We start from the raw sequence: 25,847 nt of genomic DNA on the forward strand, positions 1-25,847 counted from the left end.
GATTAACGAGCTCTTAAAGAACGCATCATTTTTGCTTCAACTTCTTTTGTGTAAGTCTCATTAACGCCATAACGCGGGTCTGACATTGCCTCTTGGACATCATCTTGTGAATGAAAAATATCAGTAGTGATTTGAGGCTGAGTCCCGCTATACGACGTTATTTGCATTGAGCCATTTTGTGATTCATATTGGGCCTTGAGGCCATTTAAAGCTAGTGTGAGTTGGCTCATGTCTCCATTAGCAGCTATATCATTAAAGGAATTAATGTCCTCTTCTTTCAAGTGTTGACCAGCCCAGGATAAAAGTTGATTTAAATTTTCTTCACCTCCAACTGTGTTATATAAAGCCTGCATTTGTAATTCTTCAGTAGCACGCAGACCATCTATATGAGCATCTACAATTTCTGGCGGAAAACCAGCAGCCTCTAGCTTTTGGTAGCTCTCATCAGATAATTTACCACCAGCCTCGTATTCACTTTGAAATACATCAAAATCAAGACCAGCCTGTTCAACGAGGCTTTTAACTTGCTCCTCGTCAACGTCAGCTTTTGGTTGGTCTTCGGGTTTTGCTTCAGGTTCAGCTTGGGGTGGCTCTTGTGGTATATCTTGTTGACTTTCTTGCGGCTGTGTTTCGGGTGTTTCTTGTTCTGGCGTATTATTTTCTTGTTCGTTTACGTCCAAAGATTATTCTCCTTTAGTTAAATTATTTGCTACAGGACCAGCAGCATTAAGTGCCGCCTGCTGCATCATTTGTTGGCTCATTGCCTCTTGCTGTTGCTTAGCTTCTTCTGCTTTCTGGTCTGCACTCTTAATTAAGCCTTTTGTGTCTATGCCTATGGATGCCGCAAGACGTGCCATGTAATCGTTAAGATTTAATTCACGAGCTATGGTTTCTTGTCCTAAAACTTCAAGATAACGCAAGAATGTGGTTAATTTATCTAAGTCTTGACCACGACCTAACGCTTCAATACCAGTAGTTACAAATGGACGCACCTTGTCAAAAAGCGGAGGTATTTTGTCTTTCCGTTGTAACCGTTTAAGAATTATTTTAACGATAGGTAATTGGAATTCCTGGCTTAATATCGAATAGACACCACCTAGCGCCGTTTCTAATTCTTGAGCCATAAAGCGGATTTCTTCAGCAGTGACTCTTTCAGCGTCTCGCTGCACACTGCTATTCATTAGGAAAGCTGCTGCTATGCGTTGGGTTAACTGCTGTATGGTATCTGAGGCGACACGAAAATCAGCAAACTTATTTAATTGCAGGACACCGACATCATTAACGTCACCTCTTATTGTTTCTCCGTTAGCTGCTTCTTGTATATCTTTACGCTTGGTAATGGCATCAGGACGAACCATGAGAAGAACTTTAGACGCAGCAACAGAGCCCTCTACAATGGCTTTGCTAAGCTTTTCTAGGCTATGTAGGTCGCCATAATACTGCTCAGCATAAGAGCGACCGTAGGACTCACCGTCAACTGTAGTGAAGCGCAGAGGTAGCCAAGGTGAGCCATCAAGCGGGAATATAGCCCTTGTTTCTGGCAGTTCTTTTCCGTTAATTTCTTCATACGACACCCACTGATTTTTTACTCGTTTAATATGACGATATAAGTTAAGTGTTTTCTGATTTGACAGTTCCTCCTTTTTATCTGTATTGCCTTCTGCCAGATACATCAGGACTTTTTCAGGCAGTACATAAGGGCTCAAGGTTTCGTGCGTAATTATTTCAAGCACATTGCCTAATGGGTCCCGCGAGATAACATAAGATGATAGGTGAAAGACACGCGTCTTATTATCTTTTGGGTCCATATAGAGCAAAGCATTCCCTGTGCCAACTAAGTGTTTAAGGGCTTCATAGCAGGCGACACGTAAAGCCATTTGTTCTATTTCGTCCATCACCTGTCTTTCAATCGCTGAAAGTGCCTGCTCAACTTTACCTTTATCTCCTGCATTAACTTTTTTCATTACTTCGTCATCTACTTTTAATCTAAAAAAGGGAGCATTAGGTGGCAGCAAGGTTAACAGGAAACGAGCAGCTAAATAGTTAAGCGCACGAGCGCCAATTGATTGATAAGGCGTTGCGTAATTTGTGTGACCTGTAGCCCCTTCAGGTGGGACTAAGGTTGGAATGGTTAGCTCTGCACATTTACGTGCTCTTTCGAGAAATGGACCTCTCTCTGATTTTAATTTTTCGTATTTTCCTTTAGCTGTACTTTTATTTAACTCCAAGGGTTAACCTGCATTAATATTTAAACCAGCACCAGAGCCACCAATGCGAGTCGCCCGATTAATTCGTAGTGATGACCGTCCACTTTTCTTTTTCGCTTTTTTAGCTGATGGACTCTGAGCGCTACCCTTGTCGGGTGTAGCTATCTGAGCGGGAGCTGGAGCGGGTTCTGGGGGAGGTGGAGGCGGCGGTGGAGGTGGTGGTTGCTGGGGGATTTTGGGGCGTCTTGATGAACACATTACTTCTGGTAAGCTCCCTCCTCTTGGTCTTTAAGCCCGAATACAAGTGCATCTATTGTATGTCTAGCACCAGCGGCATACATAATGTCTGCAATACTATCGCTAGGTCCTGGTGTCCTGAATGGAAATTCTTTGTCTAGGAAGTGGATTAATTCTTTATGCTTTATTAAATCTATATCGTCCATTAATTAGCCATTTCGTCAATTACCAGGAGGCAGGTTAAGTATGCTTTACGGCCATCAGGTAAGGTGTAAGTAAAAATAGTTTTATCTTCTTCTCTGTCAAGAAAGTAGTTAATAACTGCTTTAATAGCCTGCTTCATTAATCAGCTCTCCTCACGATGAAAGTTTCCACTGAGCCGTCCTCAAGAAACCGTTTAAGTTCCATTGTGTCTTGTATTCGCAGAGTCTCAGAAATTAACGTTAGGTAATCCAGTGCTGTTATTTTGGGTTCTTTGTCTTTCTTTTTCTTCTTAGCCATTGTTATCCTCCAGTTTATCTAAGCAATGAAGGGCATGTATGGTGTAGTGAGCTATCTTCAGTAAGTCCTGTCTATTCTTACCGTCCTTTTTCCCAAAGCGGTCAGCGTACTTCACAATGTTACTTAATGTGTAATGTAGACCACGTTGGGCATCTGCGAAAATAAGTTCTGCTGTTTGTACGCCTTTTGATGCATAGTGCTGGCTGTAGGTACTGTCGACGTATTGCTCCAGCTCTTTTAGGTAATCAGGCTCACTGAACTTGTATTGAATAGCTTTTACTATAGAAGCGTCCCTTGAAGTATTTTGGCCAATACCCGTCCAGAATTCCTCAGTATTATATGGAGCTGTTTTGAAATGGCTAAAATGGTATTGACCATCAATTTCTTCTAGCTCTAAACTGCAATCCCTACAGATTTTTTTGACTGTGTAAAGTACGTTAGGGTTTAAAAGTATCCTAAAGCCACGAGCATTACATGTTTGGACATACTCATCTGTTACAGCTATTTTTTCACCTACTTTAAAGTTCAAGCTTCTTTCTTCTCCTGAGTTGCAATTAAATAAATAATACCGCCAGTAATAAATGTCACACAAAAATCAATTAAGAATAATTCCATAGTTTTACTTCCTTATTTTTAAAATTATAATCACATGCTCTTAGTATCCGAGCACACCGGGCTTGAATCAAGGCGGCCTCCTCACTTAATCCAGCTTTTTCGTAGCAAGACACAACAGTTTCCCAGAGAGAGATAGAAGGAACTTTTTGCCACCTTATTTCTGTGGTCCCCTTGCGTAGACCTGATTTAAATGTGTGCTCGTAAGGCTCAAACTTTAAGCCACCTTTAAGCAGCTCTTTTGCTAGTCCCTCGCCTACGCCTGGGCAGCCTGGGTAACCGTCGGCTACGTCTCCTGTTAGCACCTGTTGCATAAAGTACAGCTCTGCGTCTTCTTCACTATTAAAGGTTGGTTCAAGGTCTCTGTTGGGATTAAATAGATATACGCCACCTATGGTACGCATATCCTTATCCTCGGACACAATAACTTTAGATGCTCCAGGCTTGTACTTAGGCCACGTTGCCAGAATGCCCATTACATCATCAGCTTCTAGCGTTGGCCGCTGGAAGGTTTCGTAATTATCTTTAACGTACTCAACGATACCAGCATAAGCACACGGCTTTTGTACTTCTTTCCGGTTACTTTTATATTCTGGATAAATAGATTTACGAAAGTTTCCTGCGTCCGTTAGGCACATAATTACTTCGTCTAATTGGCAAGCCTTGGTAATGTAATCTAATTTACCTTCAAATATGGACCGAACAACAGAGAAGTCAGCGTGATAAGTCCACCAATCGTTGCCCCAATTGATAGCGGTCTGAGCAGCTGAGGAAGCCTGAAAACAAAGTATATCTGTGTCGAGGAGTCCTACTCTTTTAGAACTCAAATGTTAAGCTCCTGTCTACCTTATCGAAATAGAGTTTATCTGTGGGTGTTGTTGCGAAATGCTCAAATGCCTTACTACAAAGCATGGTGTCATCTGGGACTTCATATTCATCTAGAAATTGCTTCAAATCTTTAACTGTAATAATGTCTTCTGTAGTAAATTCGACCATTTATTTTCCTCTCTTTAAAACTCAAAAGCTAAGGCTGTTTCTTCTGCATCGTAGAAAGCGTTAGTTGCGTATAATCGACCTGAGCCACAATATGGCTTCTGACTGTCTTCTATCTGTAGCAGCGCATAATCAGGCACTTTATTTTTTTCAAGAAAAACTTTTAGTTCACCTACAGTAATCCGAGGGTTATTGCGTAGATATTTATTCATTTTTTTCCTTTATTATTTTCTACCTTTATCACGGTCTTGTAGTAGCAACGACAGCCATCGACCCATAAATAGTCTTTTAAATATTCGTCTTGTTTTTCTACGAGGCCAAAGAGAAGGTAGCCACCGATTGATGAGTAGAGAGCTTTATCGCCTATGCTGATTGTGTTTCCGAGAACGTCACGCATACTTTTTCTAGTCAATTCGATGCTCTAAACCATCCAAGATTAGCATCTGGTTTCTTAGGTCTGTAACTTCACTGCATGTATCCCAATCTGTAGGATAGACACACTCCAAGGCTGCGAGGCTACAAGAATCGTAAAGAAGCTGTTCGTATTCTTCTTTTGTAATTGTGACTTTTTCTTCAGTCATAATTAATTTTCCTTATTTATAAAAAATGTGTTTATTTATTGTTGTGGTCCTAATTAAAGATTCAGCCCAGTAGGGCCTTACGTAATTTGCATGATAATGTGTTGCTCCCCTAGTTAAATTAAGCCTCACCCCAGAAAGAATTAGCTTGGCTACTAGTTGTGATAGGTGCTTAGCTTCCTCTTCCTTCATGCTGTCTGTTAGCTGGTCGTGAGTCCATGAGAACTGCTTGTCCTGATAGACCACAGCACATATAGAGTTAGGCCACTTCTTATTATTCACACGGTTTATCGTGATTTCACCTACTGCCAACATACCCATAAGCCCTTCACCACGGGCTTCGTGGTAAATGTTCAGGGTTAGACATTGTAAGTCTTTGGTTGATGGAGGATGAGTGGTACAAGCATTTAGTAAAATGAGAAGTGAGAATAAAAGTGGTACATGTATCATCACTTTATAGACTATAATTAATATAATTATTTTTTACTTTGAATGGTAAATATGGAAGAGTATGTAGTAATTATTTCTGTAATTGGAGCGATTTTGATTCTCCTAGGTATACATTCATTAGTTACTGGAGAGCTGTTCCCATCAGTACGCTGGATTTTTAGAAAAGAAAACAAGACAACACCTGTTGCAAGAAAAGCTTATCCAATATGCTATTACGTCGTTGTTATGTGCTACTTTTCTATAGGGATTGCCCTTTTTTATATATAATCAGCATATAGGATTAATGCATGTTTGAGCCTTTCTTCCGACGCCATGCAATAAGTCCAATTTGAAATTTCCATAATTATTTCTTATTTAATGTGTATCAGCCCAAGTATATCCAAGCTTATAGCTGGCCTTTAATGGACACCTAAATTTAAATATTTCAGTTACTGTACCCATCGCAAGCTCACAGAATGAGCCTACTTGCTTAGCTACTTCTTCATTACGGCAAGCCACTTGTACTTCATCGTGGACCCAAGCACAGAGGGCGTAATCTCCTTGCCACCCATGGATTAAGCCAGCATCACGGCACATGTCCTCTATTTCTAAAAGCCAACGTTTACAAATGAGAGCACCAGCGCCTTGGAGTAAATAATTGAGGGCTTTGTGCTGTGAAGAAACAGCTACATGCCGACCATCGAGACCTACTAGATAGCCACGGTCCTTTGCTGTTTTCTTTACAACGTCGAGTAAGTATTTAAGAGCTGGTAAGTTTTTAAGTAATTTATTTTTATATTTTCTACCTAATTTTTTATGCAGCTCTGGTGGTGCATTTGGTTTAATTACTGAACCTGCTAATTCATCACCTCCTCCATAAATTAATAAATATACAAAGCGCTTAGCTATCTTGTCACGAGCGTGTTCATGCTCAGGGTTATGTATATCTCGCACAGTACCCTTTGGTAAAAGCTCAAGGGCTAATGTGTTGGTCCAGTGAATATCGCCAGCCTTAATAGCCTCGACATATCTACCTTTGTCATAGCGAGCCATGTAGTGCCCCATGACGCGGAGTTCCAACTGGTCAGCGTCACTGCCTAGTAATACCCAACCCTCAGGAACCGTGAAAAGGGACCGGCACTCTTTACCATAGGACGCTTTAGTGCTTGGCACTTGGGCAATGTTAGGATAAGCGTGGGTAGCTCGACCTGTAATTGCACCATTGGGATTAACATGACCGTGGATAAAGCCGTTGCGTTCCATACGCAGCCAAGCGTTATCTCCTTCTGCTAGTTGGCCAATGCGCTTATTAATCATTAAATATTCGCATAAAGCTTTGGCATGAGGGTTATTTAAGCGACCTAATATTTTCTCATCTATTTTAGCCTGCCCCTTATCTGTAAATTCCTTTGGTTCCCAGCCGTAAAGCTTTTTAAGGCGCTGGACAATATGCGCACGACTAGCAGGATTAAATGTTATGCGCTCAAAAGTGGTGTAAGGTGCTCCTTCAACAACACTTGCTCTTTGTGGGTCCTTATAATTCAGAGATTTTTTAGGCTTTTTGACCTCCTTCTTTTTATTCCACCAGCCAAAGGAAATAATTAAATCCTCCTTAATTACAGCCCTTTTCTGTGCGAGTTCTTGATAAAGCTTAACAGCAGCCGACCTATTAAAAGCGAAGCCGTTGCGCTCCTGTAGTGCCATGAGAGCAGAAATACGGTTCTCGTGGTCCAGTGCCATAGGCGAATAATTTTTGCTTTCTAGCAGGGCTACAAGCTTTCTAGTGACCTCCACGTCCTGCTCACAATAAGAAAGCATTTCCTCAGAAAAGAATTGCCAATCAGTGTCTTCACAAAAGTCACCCTTAAGCACGCCCAAACGGTAACCCCAAGCCTTGAGAGAATGAGAGCCGTATAGCTTACCCGGTAAGGCGTAATTCTTTTTCCGGCCTTTCTCGAAATCTATGTCCTTTAGGTTGGAGTAGATGAGGCGGCTTTCTGCCAGGGAATCACGCAATACGCCACGGGGTTTCCAGCGGGGGTACAGCTTTTTAATTGCTACATAATCGAACCCAAATCCGTTGTGTGCTATAAGCTCGTCGGCGTCTTCAAGGTATAAAATAGCATCCATAATTTCATTAGGGCGGAAGCTTTCTTTTATATCGTTTACTTTATCGTAGGTGCAAATGCAGTGGATTTTTGAGAGGACATCAAGGAGGCCGTTGGTTTCTATATCAAATTCAATTGAAGTCATTTACCTCCTCTTAATAAGCGAATTTTAATTTCATATTTGGATATTTTTTACTAAGCCGGGCGTACCTTTCCTTCATCCGCTTTTCAGCTTCAAAGTAGCGGTAATGCGTCAGGGTCTGGTTTTCCATGTCTTTAATAAAGGCTTCTGTAAATGTCCAGCTTTTACCGTCAGTCCCCACTTGGCAAAGCCCGAAGTCCATACCTTCTAGCAGCTCTACAAGGGGCATGTTGCGTGATAGGTAAATGACTTGCAGCTCACCATTCATATTCACAAAGTAATCAATTGCCTGAACGCCTCGTTCTTCAGCTAAGCCTTCGTAAAAGCCATCAGCATTACCGACTGAGCGTTGAAGGTTAAAGTCATCTTGGAGACAGCTTCGGATAGCTAAAGGGCTCTCTGTGTAAACGAAAAGGTCCCAGTCTTTTATTGGTTTATCTAAAAGGTAGTCTCGTGGTGCACCACCGGCTAAATAAACTACATTGGTTTTTCTTAGCTTGTTGACCATGGAAATTAGCTGGGACCACTCAGAAGGGATTGGCTTAATTTGCATTTGCATTGAGAAATCCTCTTTCTTTTCTTGTTTATCTGCTAAACCAATTGAAGGAGTTATTCCTGTTGATAATTTATACTAGATACAATACAATCGGCTCTTTTATGCTTTGATGAGTCGCACTTTTATGGATGGTATGGATAGCATTTATTTTATTGGCATTTTGCTTGCCTTGTTTCCTTTTATTTTTGCATTGTTTTTAACAGGCAAGATAAATAAAGTTACAAACTACCTAGCAGTCCTGGGCATTTTTTATCTTGTATCTGCTACGCAGTCATTATTATATTTTGTAATACCAAGGAAATTTATAACAGAAGTTTACTCAAGCACTTATGGTGCCTATATCAGCCTGTTACTGTTTTACTGCTTATCTATTGCTGTTAGTATTTTTTGGTATAAAAAAATAAGAAAGCATGATTCTTAGTTGGGTCAGTTTCTATTAGAATTCACTCGTTGATGACTCCTTTACATCCTCTACATCAAAGGGGTCATATTCCTGTTTCCTACCCGTGGTGGGGTCATACAGCAGCTGTATTGTGGTTCCCGTGGACTGGCCGGTATATCTATCCTTAAGTATCCTAAATACAGTTTTATTTTTTTCTTCGTTTTCCTCCGCTTGTTGGTCTCGTTCAAGGGCAAAGGTGAAATTGGCATATTGGACATTGGCTTTTCCTCCTGCAAAGTCGTCAAGGGTAACGCGGCCGCCTTCTTCATGGCTCTTTTTACCGTCTTTTTTTCGTAGGTGCGAAACGTAATAAAGGGTAAAGGGAAGCTCTTTGTTTAAGTCATTAAGACCTCGCATAAAAGATTTAAGGACCTCAAGCCCTTGGCCTTCTCCTACTGCATCCATAATGTAGGTGATGTGGTCTAGGTAGACATGACGTGCTCCGTAACCTTCAACGCCTAACCGGATATATTGAAGAATATCTTCAGGTTCCGTATTGCCATCCACAGAATACATTAATAAATTTTTGGCTACTTTTTCCCTGGTCTTTTTAAACTGTTCCTTGTCATACTCAGCACCAGGAACGTGGTATAACTTTGAGTCCACCTTGCCAGCGATAGTGTCTAACGTTAGCTGTAAATTAGGTTCTTCAAGAAAAAAGGTCATGCACTTTTCGTTATGGACCCTAATATTGTGGGCAATATCCTCCTTTAATAAATCTGTTTTACCGCAACCTGTGCCTGAGCCGATGGCGTACATTTCATTTGGTCTTTTACCGTAGGTTGCCTGGGTTAACGTGGGGAATGGCCAGGACAAGCCCATTTCAGGCTCTTGATAAGCTGTTGCTAAGACTTCCTCACCAGTGAATATACAAGCGGGTTTATAAGGCTTTGCGTCCCAAATGGCAGGTATAATTAAATCACTACGCCCTGCCACAAGCGCTTCATTGGCATCTTTAAATGGGAGAGAGGCAACACGAGCTTTAGCACCAAGTAAACGACAAGCTTCTTCTGTTGCTATCTGGCCCGCCTCGTCATTATCAAACATGATAATAATTTCTTCGAAGCCATCGAGATAAGCCTTGTTATCAATGAAGGTTTGCTTAACAGAAGAGGCTCCGTTCGGTAAGGACACAACAGGATATTTATTATTTTGGACCTCAGAGACTGAGAGAGCGTCTATTTCACCTTCAGTTATTACAAGCTTGCGCCCACCGTTACGCCAAGTGTGCCAGCCGAAAAAGGGAAGCTTTCGGGTATTTCCAAGTATTGTAAAAGTTTTATCAGGAAAGCGTATTTTCTGGGCTTGTACGACTCGTGTTTTAGGGCAAGCGTAATTAGCAATGTGAACGGATTTATCTTTAAAGCGGCCTATTTTATAGCCTAATTTACGGCATGTTTCCTCACTAATTTTGCGTTTAACTAGTTCTTTATAATTACCCTCAATTAAAGAGTGTGACACTGATTTTTTACTCCCTCCTTCCTCTCCATTGGCTTTAAGAAAATAGTTGCAGTTAGGGGTATAACAATTGGCGTGTCCATCATCATAAACTGCAACATTATCCTGTGAGCCACACCTGGGGCATGGCTCGCGGCTTACAACTCTAGTGGATAAATGCGGGTGCATTTCTGTTATCTACTGCCCGAAGAGCAAGATAGGCCCGGAGTTCCTCTATATAAGGCCAGGGGAGGCTGTAAACATAGTCACCATCCCGTTCTTCTTTTATGAAAGACGCATTGGTTATTTTAGCTATGCTATGGATAACGGCTGCTAGCCGGGTTATACGATAAAGGCCAATGGCTTCATTCCTTGTAATGTGTCCATATTTTAAAATATGTTCAGAAATAATTTGGCGCTGGGGTTTCTTTGTTTTCTTCTTTGCCATTTTGTTTCTCATACGGTATCAATTGGAATTTAAGAAATTCTTCACCCTTCTTAACAATGTTCTTCTCGATAACTAAGCGATAAATTTTATTATCATTAAAGTCATATCTTTTTTGGAGAACATCAATGAAGGGCTTAAGGGCATTGTCAATGTCAGCTCTACTATTGCTGTAAGAAACAAGAAGTTTTAGCGTTAATTTACCTTCAGGCACGGATACGTCAGGTAAGGTGCTTATTAATATTTCTTCGTAATCACGATATTTCTTGCTTTTTACCTTGCGGCCAAGGAAGGCTTCATTGACTGAGAGGGGTTTAGTTTTAACTGTGATAGGTTGCTTCACTAAAAGTCGCCGTCGTCCTCCTCTTCGTTACTATCTTCTGGCTCTTCGTCATCTTCATCTGTATCGAAAGGTGCTTGGTCCTCAATTGAAAAGCCGTCTTCATGCTCAACAAATCCAAAGGAAGAAGCATCAGGAGAGTAAGCTTTATTTTCGAGTTTTATGACTTGGACTGCATCAAACTGAAGTGTAATGCCTGCACCTAATGTTGGTGTATACCAAGTATAGAATAAAGTTGAAATTTTAATCTCACTGCCTTGGCCTATAAATATATCTGTGACTTCAGGAACCTTCTTTCCCTTAGAGTCATAAATAATAGGCCTGCGTTTAATTATTGTTCCATCCTTCTTTTTGATTAGGGCTTTAAGCTTATATTTAAAAGTAACTGTACCTTCATCTTCGTCAACTTCATAAGGCAAATCAGCTTTTTTCAATTTTAGCTTTGGCTTTTTCTTTTTCTTACGCTCTTCTTCCGTTAACTCATTATAAAACTCTTCGTACTGTTTATTAATTCTGTCGATAAGCTTTTGGGCATCTTCAGCAGGGACAACAAGCTGGGCTTTATATTCTCCATCAGCGTTGAACTTTGTATCTGGTTTATTTAAGCGTGGGAAGGGGCCAAGAGTTCCAAGAGGTGAGATATATGTTTCTTTTGTCATTAGTGCTTTTTGTTTCTCCGTTGTTTCTCGTTGTTTACTTCTTTTTGTTCAAGGGCTTCTACGTCATACCCATCTTCTACTAGGCGAGCTGCAAGGTCTAAAGGTAGTGTCTTGCCGTGGTCCCAGAAATGAAGATAGGCGCGTGTCAAATTAGTCATGGGAAAATCCTTTTGTTTTTCTTTATTTATTTAGGGCGGACCAGATGAGGCCGCACGGTCACAGGCTGAGCGCTGGGAGGGGGAATTATTTATTTTTAAAAGTCAGTTGATTTAAATACTGGGCTACGTGGATGAAAGATATGTGTAGAATGCAGTATATTTCTCATTGTTTCTCTACGCTTTATATCTTGTTCTTTTTCATACTCTTCTTCTGAGATTAAGTAGCCTGAGCCAGAGAAAAGAGATGACGCTTCTACAGAGGAAGTATCGTTTGAAGATTCACTATGACCGTATTGCTTACCCGTAGACACATAAAACAAGCGGTACTTACATGGGGTGTAAGTTACTAATAGGGGACCATAAGTGCCATCATTTCTTTTATGGTAAACCTGCTGGCCGGGCTTAACGTGCTCTAGTCCCTTGGGTTTAACTCGGTATTCTTGTGGGGCAATAAAGCTCGGTTCTGGGTCATTTTGCCATTTCTTTGATAATGCACACTGAGTTTGAATTTCAGCGCCTTTACGGTAAGCGTCAATGATTTTCCAGTGTTTATTTAGAGCTTCGCGTGAAAAAGCCATAAATTATTTTCCTCGTTCAGATTCGACAAAAAGACGATGGGTTTCTCTGTGACGCATACTACGAAAAGCCTGGCTGAATGATAGCTTACGGCTTCGTTCTAGCGTGCCCCGGTTTTTAAAATCACAATCTCCAACAATTAGGTCATCGTCTACTGTGGTAATAACGCAGATAACTAATTTATTCCTATAAATATACTCAACGTCTTTTATACGGCTTTCTGCATACTCCTTAGAAACTAAGGCCATATACTATTTTCCTTAATTAATTTTAATTTAATGGACCACATCAAAAATAATTAAACAAAACCTTTTAAGTGGCTGTATTTTTTATTCAACCAATAGAGACCTTTAGGTGTAACCAAAGTCTGTAAATGGGCTCTACCTGTTCTAGCATGTATACGGGTCTTCACAACAAAGTAGCCCTTCTCTAAATAATATTGATAAGGCATGTTTTTACGTGAATCTATGGTGTAAAGCACTTTATCTGCGCGCAGCTTTTCATTAAATATATTTGGAGGAAGACCAAGCTCTTGTGCGGCATATCGAAGAGCAACGTTGTGGTCAGCTTCTAAGTACTCCTCAGCAAAGGCTGCTTTAGGCTCAAGCGCTGTTACCTTCTGCTCAGCTACAAGGCGACCGTCGTACTCATTAGCCCAAGCTCTAGCGGCTTCTGAGGGATTGGTGAAGTCTGGTAGTTGATGTGTCTGCGTTTCTCGGTGTAATGAGTAAGAGCCTGTTTTTCTAATGGTAGGTAGGACCTCACTAGTTATCCATTTCTTAAACATTTTGGCTTCAGGTCTACGGCTGCGTAGTATGGCTGAATAAAGGCCTGACTCGTTGATAGCCTGTAATTCTTGGGGGCCACCAAGGGTATGCTTAATTGACATACCCTTTTCATCTTCGTCTAAATAGCGGGTCATAGCACTAGGTAGAGAATAACCTAAAGCATCAGCGACATCCTTAGCGATAAACCAAGGCTCACCACCTTTATTAACAACGCGCACTTTCCCGAAAAGGGCATGATTAAACGTGCTTAACTCTGTGCTAGGTGTTTTAGGTGGCTCTGGTTGCACCACTGGCTGTACGACAACTGGTTTATTAACCTTATCAAATGCCTTTTTAATTTTAATACCAAAAGATGTAGATACCCATGAAGCATAATCAAGGACAAGCTCTAGGCAAGCATAAGTGCCTGCTCCTGTCTTATTAGCTCCTCTTTGACCTGAGATAACTTTATCACGGGGAGCCTTTGTCTCACGCTCAATTACGTTAATTAGGACCTGAGTTAACCTACGGTCTATCCACTGGTTATGTTTCCTTGGTTTATTACGTCCGTAGACTTTATGGATATCATTAAGGCAGTAGAGGCCATCCTCGTTTTGTTTTATTTCAACTTGGTCAATGATGATAGGTGCTGTGGTTGTTAATGATGAAGAATTAATATTATTCATTGATTGAGGTCCTTTTAGTTAAGGAGATAATTAGAGTTATCTTTAGGTATCTTAAAGTTAATCTTTAGGTTAATCTGATTGATTGATTTTTGGTCAGTTTAGTTTTGCGATGTGTTATCAATACGGGCTACTTTTTGTATCCCACGGCTGGTAAGGGTTGCAGCTATATTAGAAAAATACGATTTACATATACCTCTTTTGGGTTGAAAAGCCCCAGCTTTTACACCAGGGCATGGCCTTCTATCCGAAGCAGTATGGGGAGTTGAGGATTTCTTGCGGGTCTAAATTGCCCTTTATAGGAGTCATTGGCAAATGCGCTCCTTCTACATCTTTAACTCGCTTCGTTAACTGCTCTTTTAAATCTTCAAAGTGGTCTTTCGCTGTATATAACTTATAAAAAGTCTCCTTAATATTTTCATACAACTTTTGAGTTTGGCTTGGTAATGTACCGAATGAGTCGTGTATTAAGGCAAAATTTTTAAACTCACTCTTATTTACTACCATCATTAAATGTGTTGCATCTAATGAGTGAACAAAGTTAGGCGCTATTGCTGAAGCTTGTTTTTCCTTGTCACACTCACTAGTTTCAACTTGGATACGAAAGCGGACTTTTTCGCCTCCTAAAAAGCTAGTTTGTGTTCTTTTATCTTCAGTTTTCCAATAATTCTGCTCCACCAGGAAACCTAAAGGCGTTTGCCAATGGAGAGGCTTACCGTTTTCTGCTGCTACTTTTGCAGCCTCCTGTAACCACTTCATTCCTTCAGCAGCTTTGACCACAGTCCCCGTAACAGCTTTATATAAAAGCTTTGCGAGTAAGCTAGCAGACAGGGCTTTATACTTGCCCTCATCCCATATAAGGGAGTATACAGGCGCAATTATCCCGTCAAAGGTCTCATTGCTCCCTCCCTCGTCCATGGCTTTCTTGATTACCCTGACCTTTAGTTGCTCTGTAAAGCCATATTGTTCACTACCGTAAGCGAAAGTCATAACAGCATTTTTAGCTAATTTACGGCTTAATTTTCCGGTCTTTTTGTCGTACCCGAAATTAAGCCAAGCGAAGGCTGCAATTATCCTGTGGTAAGTTTCGTACGCCTCCTGCTCTGGTGCAATTCGCTTAGCTAATGTTCCATCTTTCTTTTTCTTTTCTTTTTTAGCTATTTCTTTCCACTCAGCAAAAGGTTTTTTAATTCGAAACTTACTTTTATTTTTATTATAAATTTCCTCCATTGCATTTTCGGCGTGTTTAATTATCCCTGGGTAATCTAGGTCTTCCCAACCAGGACCAACAATATTAATTAATTCAGGTAAAACCTTATCAATTACAGTTTGGTAAATATCCTGGGGTTTTTCTGCTGGCATTAAGTTAACCTCTTTCCCTGTCTCCTTGCATCGTAAAGCCATACCTAAATGCTGTAATCCAGAACAAGACCCATCAAGAGCAACAGGTATACGAGACACGTGGTCTAAGCCATTCTCAATGTAGCCTTTCCACTCCATCGCAGCGACTACAGCTTGAAAGGGTTTATCAGCATCAGTCCATTGTCTGAAGTCGTAGGGATTCTCAGCTACACGACAGAGCATTTCTGTATTGGCCTTGGTCCACGCTATACGAGCTGCAAAGCTTTCTTTATCAATCTTATCGATTGCCCATACGTTAGCTACATGAACTGCTAGCCAATCGGCGGCTTCTTGAGTCCCCAACTTTTCCCCTTCAGCAAATTGAAGCAGCGCCTTAACATAGTCAGGGCCTTGCGGAGATAAAGAGCCATTAGTTGCTGAGTAAACACGACCACGAAAACAAAGCTGATGGGGGAAGTATATTTTTTCATAACAAGCGTACTTCTTAGCAGTCTGCAATATTGAGAGCAGTGTTAAGCGCTTAGATTTATTACTTCGGTTATCTTTATATACCTTGGATGCGTGAGCTTTCCATTTCTTTTTAGCCTCCTCATTAGTATCAAAGTCTTCAGGAACTTCTCTTGGCTTCTTATCTTTAGCTGGTGGCAGCTTGCCTAGCTCGCTCTCTGTTTCAATAAGGTTATCCAACAAGTCCAGTATTTCTGAGTTGATTCTCCAGGCTGTACTTTGTGCCTTATTAACCGCTTCGTATACTCCAGGCATTTCTACAGTTTCTAATTTTTCTAAGAAGGTTTTATTTACTGTTTTAACAAAGGTGAGTGGACGTACATTATTTGTCAGGTATCCTCCGGTAAATGGGTCTTGCCAGGGGAAAGGCTGGACCACCATGGGCTGATAAATAGTGGCAATGTCCAGGTGTTTAGCGTTGCATTTACGTATCCACTCTAAGCAGGCTTCAGTTGGCTTTATTGTGTACTCTTGTTTGTTCTTACCCAATTCTAAGGCCACTTCAATGATTCCAAGCTTACTTACACATAGCTCTATAAGCACTGTGCCTACTGATGTGTTTATATCCTTGTCCCATTCATGTAACGCAGTACCGTGTTGTTCAGCCATGTAAGTCGCTGTGTATTGCTTGCGGTGATATTGAGAGCGCTTATTGGCACAGGTAAGGATGCCTTTATGTAATATCTTGTCCTCCTGCGACATGTTACGCATAGCAACTTCAAGGCTTAATGCCTCAGCTATTTTTATTGCAGTGGCACTCATCAAGGTCATTTTAGAGATACTGTCAACAAGCATACGTAAAGTGATGTAGGCTGCTGTACGTGCATCTAACATTTTTAAATAAGGCAGAGCTTTATGGTGTCTTCCGGGTCCTTTTCTTGGTGCTTCAACCCATTCTGTAATTGCAGCGGCCAGCTCATCTGTCATTCCTGAAACAAGGCGGTTGCCGTATGCCGTGTTCCCTTCTTCTCCTCGTTCTACAGCACGTAGCGTACTTTTAATGTAACTATCACGTCCTTCCTGAGCCATGTCAGACTCAAGCTTTACTTGGTCTTCTTCAGTGCCTAAAACGCGCTTAATGTTAACGTATTTATTCATGCTTCTTTCCTTAAATAGTTAGTTGAATCCCAATAAAGGGATGATTTGGGCGTAGGAATGCCCTGAGCGCTCATTGGAGCCCCATAATTTTGTGGTCAGCATTTATTCAGAGACAAAGAGAGCACATAAAGATGCGCACACAAGATGCCTCGCTATTATGTCCCGCAAATGGGATATATCGGATACTACTATACCCACAACAAGACTGTCATGAATATTTAATCACAGTGTCGTATATGAGTAAGACAGTAAGGGTAGATAGGTAAAGCTAACAGGCAGGTATAGCTAGATATAAAGCTATAAATCTAGTGGTGTTCATCTGCTAACGTAAGCGGATGAGACGGACTTGTGCCAGGGTGAAGGGAAGACGCCTCATGTCGCATTATGGTATGTAACAAGGAATATTTAGACTAACAAATGGGATTATTTTTAGATGGCGCAAGAAGTTCTTGCTTATTATTTAGACTATCTTATTTATAATTTTAATTGTCTTGTGGGTGCTTTTGGCGGCCACTGGTACACTTTTGTTGTTTATTTTTATTTAGTCCCGGTTAAGAGACTTAAAGCTGATTTAGTATTAATTTAACTCAAAGCTACTTCCTATATCTGCACACGAATCTGAATTGGTAGTAAATATTAGGTACCTCCTGTAGAGTTTATTTAGAACTGAAAACTTAATTTTTATATAAAACCACACTCCTATATAGTAAGATTTATGACAATTTAGCTACAAAAATAACAGCACATCATTAGACATAATGGTGCCCCTCCATAACATCAGAAAAAACTAATAAAGAAGAGAAAATTTTTGTCTCAAAAATTCGGCTTACTTTTGTATCAGTAATGCTTTACAATTAGATGTGGATGCGGAAGAAAGTTGAGGAAAGGCAGTAAGTTATTGATTTTTGGGCAAAATTCTTAATTCGGGAACTACTGTAAGACAAACTTTGGCGTAATAAATTCCACACAAAGTAAAGCCTTAAGAACTGACCAATATTGTTAGCCAGCGGCTACACTCTGCCCAAAAATGTGACAAATGTCAAAAAATTATTGTGAAATGACGCAGGATATTTTGTATTTCGTCTGTTTTGCTTGTGGAAAAATCAATTTTCCAACTTATCTGGCTACAAGCCTGCTATCAATCGTAGCTATGAAGCCAATGTAAACACTCTGCTAAGAAAAACAATTGCATCGGTTTTCAATATAAAATGAAACAAAAATCAGTGATTTTACTTACATAAAAAAACAGACAGCTATATTTCTTAAAGAAATACAGACTGCCTGTATCCGGGGAGACTCAATGAAAACCAGATATTGCTTACCAATAAGGTGGCTTGAAGGATAGGTAGTGCTATAAGAACACCTTATCAACTATATCTTGGTAAAAAGTAAGACTGACTGTCGTTAAGTTAGTTCCCACATAAAAATAAAAGAAGCCATTTTTTTGCTATCAGCCATCTTATCCTATGCACTAAAAACAACCTCTTTTGCCACCTGGTCAACCACTCGCTTCAGATCGATTAGCTTTACTGGTTTAGTTAAATAATCATCCATTCCAGCTGATAAGCAGTTTTCTCGCTCACCTTTCATGGCATTTGCCGTTAACGCTACGATTGTTGTATGTAGGGAATCTGTTCGTTCTTGTTCTAAGTTGCGAATTCTTCGAGTGGCTTGATAGCCATCCATTACCGGCATATTGCAATCCATTACCACTAAGTCAAACGACTGTTGCTGCCATTGAGCCACCCCCTCTTGCCCATTATTTGCCACAGCAACAGCACACCCTAGTTTTTCCAGCATCTTGGCTGCGACTTTTTGATTAACAGGGTTATCCTCTATCAGCAATACTCGAAGTTTTTGTTTACAAATCGGCTTCTTATCAAGTGCTTTTGAGTTTTTACTCTCCTCTACAGCCTTCCCTTGCTCAATTAATTTAAACTGCTCTGTACCAGTCTGTCTTAGTGTTCGGCAAAGTGCCTCCAATTTTATTGGATAAGCCAAATAGCCTGCACAATGGTCAGCTTGATACTTATCTACCGTTTGTATGCTACCCAGTGGGCCTAATACAATAATGGGCGCTTTAGTGAGGAGAGGTAATGATTGAAGATAACTGATCAAGCTTTGGGTTTGTTCAATCCAAAGGGCATTGAGTAAAACAAAACTTACCTGCTCAGGATACTGCCGCAATACATCAGCAACATCTGTCGGCTGTTGTACATACAACAGTTCAGCTCCCAACGCTTCAACCAGCAATGATACTGCTTTTCCATTGATAGGATCTGGGTCAATCATTAAACCTTTAACCATCGCATTGGAGAGTTTCATCACAGGCAATGGCTCATGACAAATGGTTAAGGGTAAAGTGGCATTAAAGCAAGAACCTTTGCCCACCTCGCTTGAAACCTTAACCTGTCCCCACATAATTTCAATCAGCTTTTTCGTAATCGCCAGTCCCAGGCCCGTTCCGCCTCTCCCCACTTGGTCTGCCTGCTGATATTCTGCAAAAATAATATCAAGCTGCTCTTGCGGTATACCACAGCCGGTGTCTTCCACATTTAATTCAAGAATGACTTCATCAAACTCACAATGTCCAGACACCGTAATTAGTACATGACCTTTGTCAGTGAATTTAATTGCATTGGTTACAAAGTTCGTCAGTATTTGTCTTATTCTTCCCACGTCACCGATTAAATGTAAGGGCAGATGCTTAGCAATAACATACTGTAAATTAATATTTTTTTGTGCTGCTCTAAACGCCGACAGAAATACGACATCTTCAACCAAATATCGTAAATTAAATGGTGCTAATTGTAACGTCAATTTTCCTGCTTCAATTTTTGAATAATCTAGAATGTCATTAAGTATCGAAAGTAAAGCCTCTGATGACTTCATTGCACTATCAACATAACCATGTTGTTCTTTTGCAAGCTCTGACTCTTGTAACAAAGACAACATCCCTACTACACCACCCAAAGGGGTTCTAACCTCATGACTCATATTGGCTAAGAATAAACTTTTATATTGACTGGCCCGCTCTGCTGCTTGTCTAGCTTTGACCAACGCTTTTTCAACTCGCTGACGCTCTTTGATTTCTTGCTGCAATTTAGTGTTAGCATTTTGTTGTTCCGTCACTAAAATGCTGGTTTTATTTAATAACATCTGGGTTTTTTGATTAGCCTGTTTAAACACATCTGCCGCCTTGGCCATATCCCCAATTTCATCACTTCTACTTAGATAAGGAATTTTTTCTTCAGCTTGACCTTCCGCTAAACGCACCAATGCCCTTTTAATTGCCTCTAGTGGTTTAGCTATCGAATTTGCCATCCATAACGCAAGCATTATTCCAGTTAAAATACCTAGCCAAACTAACCATTTAACTGTTGAGTTAATCCAGTTAGCCGATTGGTTAATCTGACTTTGCCAATAGTTCATCGCTACAAACGTTTGTTGGTTTGCTTCGGTGACAAGTGTCATTAACTCACTTGTCATCTGCTGCAGCTTTTTTTTCAATAATCGATAACTATTTTGAAAACTAACCAGCTTGTCATACTCCGACATATAATCATTAGCGATTAGTTGCCAAGCAGGGACTTTAGAATTAAGCTGCCAATCTGCTGCCTGCTCAGATATTCTACTAGTCAGCGAATTTTGCGACGCAGCTAAAAGGCGCTGCCCCACCACCTGGGTATGCAACATGATTAATAACTGCTGTTGGCGAATCAGCCCATCCAGGTTGTGATTGTGATTGAAACGCTGCAAACTGCTAGTAGCTGCAAGAAAAAAACGATTAAAGTGATAACCGGCCCGAGTAATCGACTCACCATACTCCAGCTGCACTAGTGCCATCTGGCTAAATAACTGTTCATACGCCAGCAGCTGTTCACTAATCTGTTTGGCATTGTTTTTTCGCTCATCCTCTAAGCGTTCTATCGTCTGATTAATCTCACGCTGCAAACCAGTCATCAGATCAATAACCTCTCGCTGATGACGCTCTTCACCTGTTGCTTGATAAAGCAGGAGCGTGTTATGAAGGGTATTGGCCTGGTGCTTAATACCAGCCATGGTAAAAGCAACCGCATCTTCATCGCGGTATTCTTCAAAAAGAGATTGGATTTTGTCTACACTCCAATAACTACTAACTGCAACACCAATGATGATTAATACTAAACAACTAAAAACAGCAGATATTTTTCCTTTGATCGTACTAAAAAACATCTCTCATCAGCCATCCGTGGAGTTGATGCAGTTACTTTAAGCATAGACGATCTAACCTGTGAAAATGCAGCAAAAATATGAAGTATGTGCACTTTCAAAGGTTAGTCATTTTAAGGGCACCTCTAATAAGAGACTGCAAACAATTATTAGAGGTGCCCTTAATGGTAAGATTATTAGAGTTTTATGAAGGATTAATTGCTGACAGGCTCACGCATAGTCACAAACTCTTCAGCAGCTGTCGGATGAATACCAATAGTGCTATCAAACACAGCTTTGGTCGCTCCTGCCTTAATCGCCACAGCCATGCCTTGAATAATTTCTCCAGCATCGGCTCCCACCATATGACAGCCTAATACTTTTTGCGATTCTTTCTCTACTACCAGCTTCATCATCGTGCGTTCATCTCGGCCTGATAACGTGTGCTTCAAGTGCCGAAAGCTAGCTTTATAAATCTCCAGTTCATAGCCTCGCTCACGGGCTTGCTCTTCAGTGAGTCCTACAGTAGCAATATTAGGTTGGGAAAATACCGCCGTTGGAATATTGTCATAGTCAACTTTGTTTGGTTCATTTAAATAAAGGGTTTTGGCTAACGCCATTCCCTCTGCCAATGCAACCGGGGTAAGTTCTGGACCACCAATCACATCACCCACTGCATAGATAGATGGCTCACTGCTATTAAAGTAATCATCCACTTTAATAGTACCATCGCCATTGAGTTTGACTTTAACATTTTCCAAACCAAGTCCATGCAAATTAGGCTTACGGCCAGTAGCGTATAAAATCACATCGGCAGCAATTTGCTCACCTTTATTGGTGTGTGCCACTAACGCATCGGTAGCCAGTTTTTCAATTTTATCAATCTCAGTATTGAAGTGTAGATTGACATGTTTCTTAGCTACTTCATCGCGCACAAATTCACGAATATCTTGGTCAAAACCCCTTAGAAACAAGTCTCGGCGATAAACTAAGTGGGTTTCAGCCCCTAACCCAGCAAAAATACCAGCGAACTCAACCGCAATATAACCACCACCAACAACAATTATTCGCTGTGGAAATTTATCTAAATCAAAAACCTCATTAGAAGTAATCGCATGCTCACTACCAGGAAATTCAGGAATATAAGGCCAGCCACCAGTGGCAATTAAAATACGCTCTGCAGAGTATTTTTTCTTACCCACTTTAACGGTATGTGCATCAACCAAAGCAGCCCGCCCCTCGATTAACTTTACCCCTGCATTCTTAAGTAAATTGCGATAAACACCATTCAAGCGAGAAATTTCTTGCTTTTTATTATCTCGCAATGTCGTCCAATCAAATGAAACATCACTAGCCTGCCAGCCATAGCCAGCTCCATCGGCAATATCTTCACCGAAGTGAGAACCATAAACATAAAGCTTTTTAGGTACACAACCCACATTAACACAGGTGCCCCCCATATAACGGTCTTCAGCAATGGCAACCTTGGCACCAAAGCTTGCAGCCATACGACTGGCTCTTACACCACCAGAGCCGGCACCGATAACAAATAAATCATAATCATATTTTGAGCTAGTCATTTATATTCTCTTTACCACGCCCTAAATCCACAGGATGCCTCAAACACTTCTCTGAAATTATGTTGATGTAATCCGTACAGACTTGGCTATATGGAGCAATAGGGTATTCTGTAACAGCTGTCGGGAACAGCGAAAGCTCTAAAGGCCAGGGAAGGCCTTGTAGAGCAGTGGAAGAATACTCTGTTGCTCCATATTTATACACCGAAGCCTTTTACGACATCCCCTCTGCAAAACAGTATATAATGTTTTTTCCAGTTACCAGGGCCTACCCTACTTTCTTTAACATACCTTACATGTTTTGTATGAATCACTTAACTACTGTCTGGCACAGCTTAGAACTTAATCGCTATCCAAAGCAAAAAAATGAAACACTTAGAGCCTGGGATGCAGCAGATGAATACTTGCTTAGCTATTTGCATGAGCAAAATATTCAAGGGCCTTGTTTAATTATCAATGATGGTTTTGGAGCCCTAAGTACCAGCCTACATCAGCTAAGCCCAACAGTTATTACTGATTCTTTCCTCAGTCAGCAGAGTATCATAGCCAATAGCCAAACAAACCAGCTTGACTGCCCTACTATCTTGCCGCTAATCAAGCCTCTTGAAAAACCATGTGGTTATTTTAAAACCATCATTATCAAAATACCTAAAACCTTAGCATTATTAGAGGCTGCTTTACTTAAAATTAGACCACTGATTAATTCCGATACACTAATAATTGCGGCAGGAATGGTTAAATACATCCAGACAAGTATGATTGAATCTATTCAACAACTCGTTGGTCCAACAAGGCCGTCACTAGCCAAGAAAAAAGCCCGACTAATACATATCACCCCAGACCACTCCCTATTAACAGCCAAGGTTAAAAACCCATATCCAAAGGAATTGTGTGTTGAGCTGCCTGGTGGCAATAGAAAACTCAACCTCATCAACTTTGCCAATGTATTTGGGCAACATAAACTGGATATCGGCAGCCGCTTTTTTCTGGAAAACCTGGCATGTGATCATGAGCCACAACAGATTATCGATTTAGGCTGTGGTAACGGTTTACTAGCAATGGCCACTTATCAACACCACCCAGACTCGCAATTTACCCTGGTTGATGAGTCTTTTTCTGCGGTTGCTTCTGCCAAAGCTGGCTGGTTAAGCAGCGAGTTACCTGAAAACCAAGCCCGCTTTGTTGTTAATGACTGTTTAACAGGCTTTGCAAGCAACAGTGCTGACTATATTGTTTGTAACCCACCCTTCCACCAGCAGCATACTGTGGGTGACCATATTGCATGGCGAATGTTTAGCCAAGCCAAGCAAGTACTGCAACAAGGTGGAGAGTTAAGAATTATTGGTAACCGACATTTGGGTTATCACATTAAATTGAAGCGGTTGTTTGGCAATGTCCAAATGTTGGCCAGCAACAGTAAGTTCGTAATCCTACAGGCTGTTAAAAAATAGTTTGTTAACAAGAAGTGTTTACCCACATCAACACTTACCCACAGATTCTGTGGATAACCCTGTTAACGACTTACTGTTTAACTAAAAAAGGGGCTTTAATTTCAGTAACTTTCACAAATCGGTCACAATATATTCATGACAATACGGTTTTTATTACTTCATTAACAGGCTAAAAATTAGCTTTTTGCAATAAATACAAACCTCTATTGACAGGGGTTTTTATTTATCTCAGCCAACTCCAATACTCAGGTATAACTGGGTAATACTTCCGGCGCAACAAATCCTCGATACTGTCCCGACTTTATCTGTTGCTTGGCCAACTCAATATCAGGAGCAAAATAACGATCCTTGTCGTAAAAGCTCACCTCTGTCCTAAGCAGCTGATGAGCTTCTTGCAGCTTGGGTGAAGTTGTCAGTGGCGCTCTGAAATCAATACCCTGACAAGCCGCTAGCCATTCAACCGCTAAAATACCCGCCGTATTGTCAGCCATTTCTATTAGTCGTCTACCTGCGAAGGTAGCCATTGAGACATGATCTTCCTGATTAGCAGAGGTTGGCAAACTATCCACAGACGCTGGGTGCGCTAGGGACTTATTTTCACTGGCCAAGGCAGCAGAAGTCACCTGGGCAATCATAAACCCTGAGTTCACCCCACCATTATCCACCAAAAAGGGTGGTAACTTACTTAATGTGCTGTCTATTAACAGTGCCATCCGCCGCTCAGAGAGTGCACCCACCTCAGCAATCGCCAGAGCTAAATTATCAGCCGCCATGGCAACGGGTTCAGCATGGAAATTACCTCCGGAGATAATTTCATCATCATCACTGAACACCAGCGGATTATCAGACACCGCATTCGCTTCAGTTAACAACACTTTTGAAGTATCACGAATTTGCTGCAAACAGGCACCCATTACCTGAGGTTGACAACGCAAGGAGTATGGGTCCTGCACTTTTTCGCAATTCTGATGGGATTTTTCAATATCGCTATGCTCCAACAAATCCCGATAACAGGCTGCAGCATCAATTTGTGCCTGGTGACCACGGGCAAGATGAATCCGCTCATCAAACGGTCGACGACTACCTAAAGCTGCCTCTACTGACATGGCACCTGCCACCACCGCCATTGAAAATAAATCTTCTGCCGCAAATAAGCCAGTCAATGCAAACGCTGTTGATGCCTGAGTGCCATTAAGTAGCGCCAACCCTTCTTTGGGTGCCAAGGTTATTGGTGAAAGCCCTGCTATCTTTAGTCCTTCAGCCCCTGAAAGCCTTTCCCCCTGATAGCGTACTTCCCCTTCCCCTAATAATACGGTGCTCATATGGGCCAGCGGTGCTAAATCACCAGATGCCCCCACCGACCCTTTAGCAGGAATGAGTGGATACACTTCTTTATTAAGCAACGCCGTCAGAGCCTCAATGACTTCCAAGCGAATTCCAGAAAACCCTCTGGCCAGGCTGTTAATTTTTAATACCATCATCAGCCGAACCACATCATCGCTCATGAAATTACCTGTGCCTGCTGCATGGGATAGCACCAAACTGCGTTGCAATGTTTCCAGTTCATCTTTTTTAATATGGGTGTTAGCCAGCAAACCAAAACCAGTATTCACCCCATAAACCACTCGGTCTTCTGCCACAATTTTATTGACTGTAGCATTACTTTTTTCAATAGCTGGCAAGGCCTCTTCAGCCAGCTGAACATTAACCGACGACTGAAGTACACAACGTAATGTATTCAGCGTAAGTTGGCCTGGCTTTAATGTTAATTGATACACTGCAATAACCTCC

Annotated in this window: 27 protein-coding genes; 2 read left to right on the forward strand and 25 right to left on the reverse strand. The window is 41.1% G+C overall.

Features of this window, described 5'->3' with window-relative positions; genetic code table 11:
- Positions 1 to 2: 2 nt before the first annotated feature.
- From OQE68_RS05345 to OQE68_RS05400, 13 genes are all read right to left on the reverse strand, one after another.
- Positions 3 to 680, reverse strand: a complete 678-nt coding sequence (locus tag OQE68_RS05345) for a capsid assembly protein (protein ID WP_180571855.1) — start codon at positions 678 to 680, stop codon at positions 3 to 5.
- 3 nt (positions 681 to 683) lie between these two features.
- Positions 684 to 2,228, reverse strand: a complete 1,545-nt coding sequence (locus tag OQE68_RS05350) for a portal protein (RefSeq protein WP_266195537.1) — start codon at positions 2,226 to 2,228, stop codon at positions 684 to 686.
- 3 nt (positions 2,229 to 2,231) lie between these two features.
- A complete protein-coding gene (locus OQE68_RS05355; protein WP_180572077.1) occupies positions 2,232 to 2,465 on the reverse strand; it encodes a hypothetical protein in 234 nt (77 codons plus the stop codon).
- On the reverse strand, positions 2,465 to 2,650 hold the full coding sequence (locus tag OQE68_RS05360) for a hypothetical protein (RefSeq protein WP_266195538.1): 186 nt from the start codon (positions 2,648 to 2,650) through the stop codon (positions 2,465 to 2,467). The genes OQE68_RS05355 and OQE68_RS05360 overlap by 1 nt, the downstream gene beginning before the upstream one ends.
- Positions 2,650 to 2,787, reverse strand: coding sequence for a hypothetical protein (locus OQE68_RS05365; RefSeq protein ID WP_266195539.1), 138 nt, complete (start codon positions 2,785 to 2,787; stop codon positions 2,650 to 2,652). Before OQE68_RS05365 ends, OQE68_RS05360 begins: the two co-directional genes overlap by 1 nt.
- 150 nt (positions 2,788 to 2,937) lie before the next feature.
- Positions 2,938 to 3,474 (reverse strand): DUF3310 domain-containing protein, encoded by a 537-nt coding sequence (locus OQE68_RS05370; protein WP_266195540.1) that lies wholly within the window; start codon positions 3,472 to 3,474, stop codon positions 2,938 to 2,940.
- Between the two features lie 70 nt (positions 3,475 to 3,544).
- Positions 3,545 to 4,384, reverse strand: coding sequence for a hypothetical protein (locus OQE68_RS05375; protein ID WP_266195541.1), 840 nt, complete (start codon positions 4,382 to 4,384; stop codon positions 3,545 to 3,547).
- Positions 4,374 to 4,553 (reverse strand): hypothetical protein, encoded by a 180-nt coding sequence (locus tag OQE68_RS05380; protein WP_180572036.1) that lies wholly within the window; start codon positions 4,551 to 4,553, stop codon positions 4,374 to 4,376. Before OQE68_RS05380 ends, OQE68_RS05375 begins: the two co-directional genes overlap by 11 nt.
- A gap of 14 nt (positions 4,554 to 4,567) precedes the next feature.
- Positions 4,568 to 4,762, reverse strand: a complete 195-nt coding sequence (locus tag OQE68_RS05385) for a hypothetical protein (RefSeq protein ID WP_180572035.1) — start codon at positions 4,760 to 4,762, stop codon at positions 4,568 to 4,570.
- Positions 4,763 to 4,954: 192 nt separating this feature from the next.
- Positions 4,955 to 5,131 carry a hypothetical protein gene (locus OQE68_RS05390; protein ID WP_180572034.1) on the reverse strand — a complete coding sequence of 59 codons (177 nt, stop codon included), beginning with the start codon at positions 5,129 to 5,131 and terminating at the stop codon, positions 4,955 to 4,957.
- Positions 5,132 to 5,143: 12 nt separating this feature from the next.
- Positions 5,144 to 5,578, reverse strand: coding sequence for a cell wall hydrolase (locus OQE68_RS30745; RefSeq protein ID WP_353620495.1), 435 nt, complete (start codon positions 5,576 to 5,578; stop codon positions 5,144 to 5,146).
- Positions 5,579 to 5,932: 354 nt separating this feature from the next.
- A complete protein-coding gene (locus tag OQE68_RS05395; RefSeq protein ID WP_266195542.1) occupies positions 5,933 to 7,810 on the reverse strand; it encodes a DNA polymerase in 1,878 nt (625 codons plus the stop codon).
- A gap of 10 nt (positions 7,811 to 7,820) precedes the next feature.
- Positions 7,821 to 8,366: a hypothetical protein gene (locus OQE68_RS05400; RefSeq protein WP_266195543.1), complete on the reverse strand. Its 546-nt coding sequence runs from the start codon at positions 8,364 to 8,366 to the stop codon at positions 7,821 to 7,823.
- A gap of 121 nt (positions 8,367 to 8,487) precedes the next feature.
- Between OQE68_RS05400 and OQE68_RS05405 the strand changes: the two genes are divergently transcribed.
- Positions 8,488 to 8,784 (forward strand): hypothetical protein, encoded by a 297-nt coding sequence (locus OQE68_RS05405; protein WP_180572042.1) that lies wholly within the window; start codon positions 8,488 to 8,490, stop codon positions 8,782 to 8,784.
- A gap of 15 nt (positions 8,785 to 8,799) precedes the next feature.
- On the opposite strand, the gene OQE68_RS05410 is transcribed toward OQE68_RS05405, so the two are convergent.
- From OQE68_RS05410 to gorA, 11 genes are all read right to left on the reverse strand, one after another.
- Positions 8,800 to 10,431: a toprim domain-containing protein gene (locus tag OQE68_RS05410; RefSeq protein WP_266195544.1), complete on the reverse strand. Its 1,632-nt coding sequence runs from the start codon at positions 10,429 to 10,431 to the stop codon at positions 8,800 to 8,802.
- Positions 10,409 to 10,690: a helix-turn-helix domain-containing protein gene (locus tag OQE68_RS05415; protein WP_180570725.1), complete on the reverse strand. Its 282-nt coding sequence runs from the start codon at positions 10,688 to 10,690 to the stop codon at positions 10,409 to 10,411. Before OQE68_RS05415 ends, OQE68_RS05410 begins: the two co-directional genes overlap by 23 nt.
- Complete coding sequence (locus OQE68_RS05420; protein WP_266195545.1) at positions 10,644 to 11,030, reverse strand: RusA family crossover junction endodeoxyribonuclease; 387 nt, start codon at positions 11,028 to 11,030, stop codon at positions 10,644 to 10,646. The genes OQE68_RS05415 and OQE68_RS05420 overlap by 47 nt, the downstream gene beginning before the upstream one ends.
- The gene (locus OQE68_RS05425) at positions 11,030 to 11,686 is read right to left on the reverse strand and encodes a hypothetical protein (protein WP_180571878.1); all 657 of its coding nucleotides are present in this window, start codon (positions 11,684 to 11,686) and stop codon (positions 11,030 to 11,032) included. The genes OQE68_RS05420 and OQE68_RS05425 overlap by 1 nt, the downstream gene beginning before the upstream one ends.
- Entirely contained in the window at positions 11,686 to 11,844 is a 159-nt protein-coding gene (locus tag OQE68_RS05430) for a hypothetical protein (RefSeq protein ID WP_180571879.1), read from the reverse strand. Before OQE68_RS05430 ends, OQE68_RS05425 begins: the two co-directional genes overlap by 1 nt.
- Positions 11,845 to 11,939: 95 nt before the next feature.
- Positions 11,940 to 12,422, reverse strand: coding sequence for a hypothetical protein (locus OQE68_RS05435; RefSeq protein ID WP_180571880.1), 483 nt, complete (start codon positions 12,420 to 12,422; stop codon positions 11,940 to 11,942).
- Positions 12,423 to 12,425: 3 nt separating this feature from the next.
- Positions 12,426 to 12,668, reverse strand: a complete 243-nt coding sequence (locus OQE68_RS05440; RefSeq protein WP_180571881.1) for a hypothetical protein — start codon at positions 12,666 to 12,668, stop codon at positions 12,426 to 12,428.
- 50 nt (positions 12,669 to 12,718) lie between these two features.
- Positions 12,719 to 13,873 (reverse strand): BRO family protein, encoded by a 1,155-nt coding sequence (locus tag OQE68_RS05445; RefSeq protein ID WP_266195546.1) that lies wholly within the window; start codon positions 13,871 to 13,873, stop codon positions 12,719 to 12,721.
- A gap of 240 nt (positions 13,874 to 14,113) precedes the next feature.
- Positions 14,114 to 16,837, reverse strand: a complete 2,724-nt coding sequence (locus OQE68_RS05450) for a DNA-directed RNA polymerase (protein ID WP_180570335.1) — start codon at positions 16,835 to 16,837, stop codon at positions 14,114 to 14,116.
- A gap of 1,464 nt (positions 16,838 to 18,301) precedes the next feature.
- Positions 18,302 to 21,052: a response regulator gene (locus OQE68_RS05455; protein ID WP_180570334.1), complete on the reverse strand. Its 2,751-nt coding sequence runs from the start codon at positions 21,050 to 21,052 to the stop codon at positions 18,302 to 18,304.
- A gap of 191 nt (positions 21,053 to 21,243) precedes the next feature.
- A complete protein-coding gene (gene gorA / locus OQE68_RS05460) occupies positions 21,244 to 22,608 on the reverse strand; it encodes a glutathione-disulfide reductase (protein WP_180570333.1) in 1,365 nt (454 codons plus the stop codon).
- A 302-nt stretch (positions 22,609 to 22,910) separates the two neighbouring features.
- On the opposite strand from gorA, the gene OQE68_RS05465 reads away from it, so the two are divergent.
- The gene (locus OQE68_RS05465) at positions 22,911 to 24,056 is read left to right on the forward strand and encodes a methyltransferase (protein ID WP_180570332.1); all 1,146 of its coding nucleotides are present in this window, start codon (positions 22,911 to 22,913) and stop codon (positions 24,054 to 24,056) included.
- Positions 24,057 to 24,301: 245 nt separating this feature from the next.
- On the opposite strand, the gene hutH is transcribed toward OQE68_RS05465, so the two are convergent.
- On the reverse strand, positions 24,302 to 25,834 hold the full coding sequence (gene hutH / locus OQE68_RS05470) for a histidine ammonia-lyase (protein WP_266195547.1): 1,533 nt from the start codon (positions 25,832 to 25,834) through the stop codon (positions 24,302 to 24,304).
- Between the last annotated feature and the right edge of the window lie 13 nt (positions 25,835 to 25,847).

The organism is Spartinivicinus marinus (assembly GCF_026309355.1).
Lineage (GTDB): Bacteria > Pseudomonadota > Gammaproteobacteria > Pseudomonadales > Zooshikellaceae > Spartinivicinus > Spartinivicinus marinus.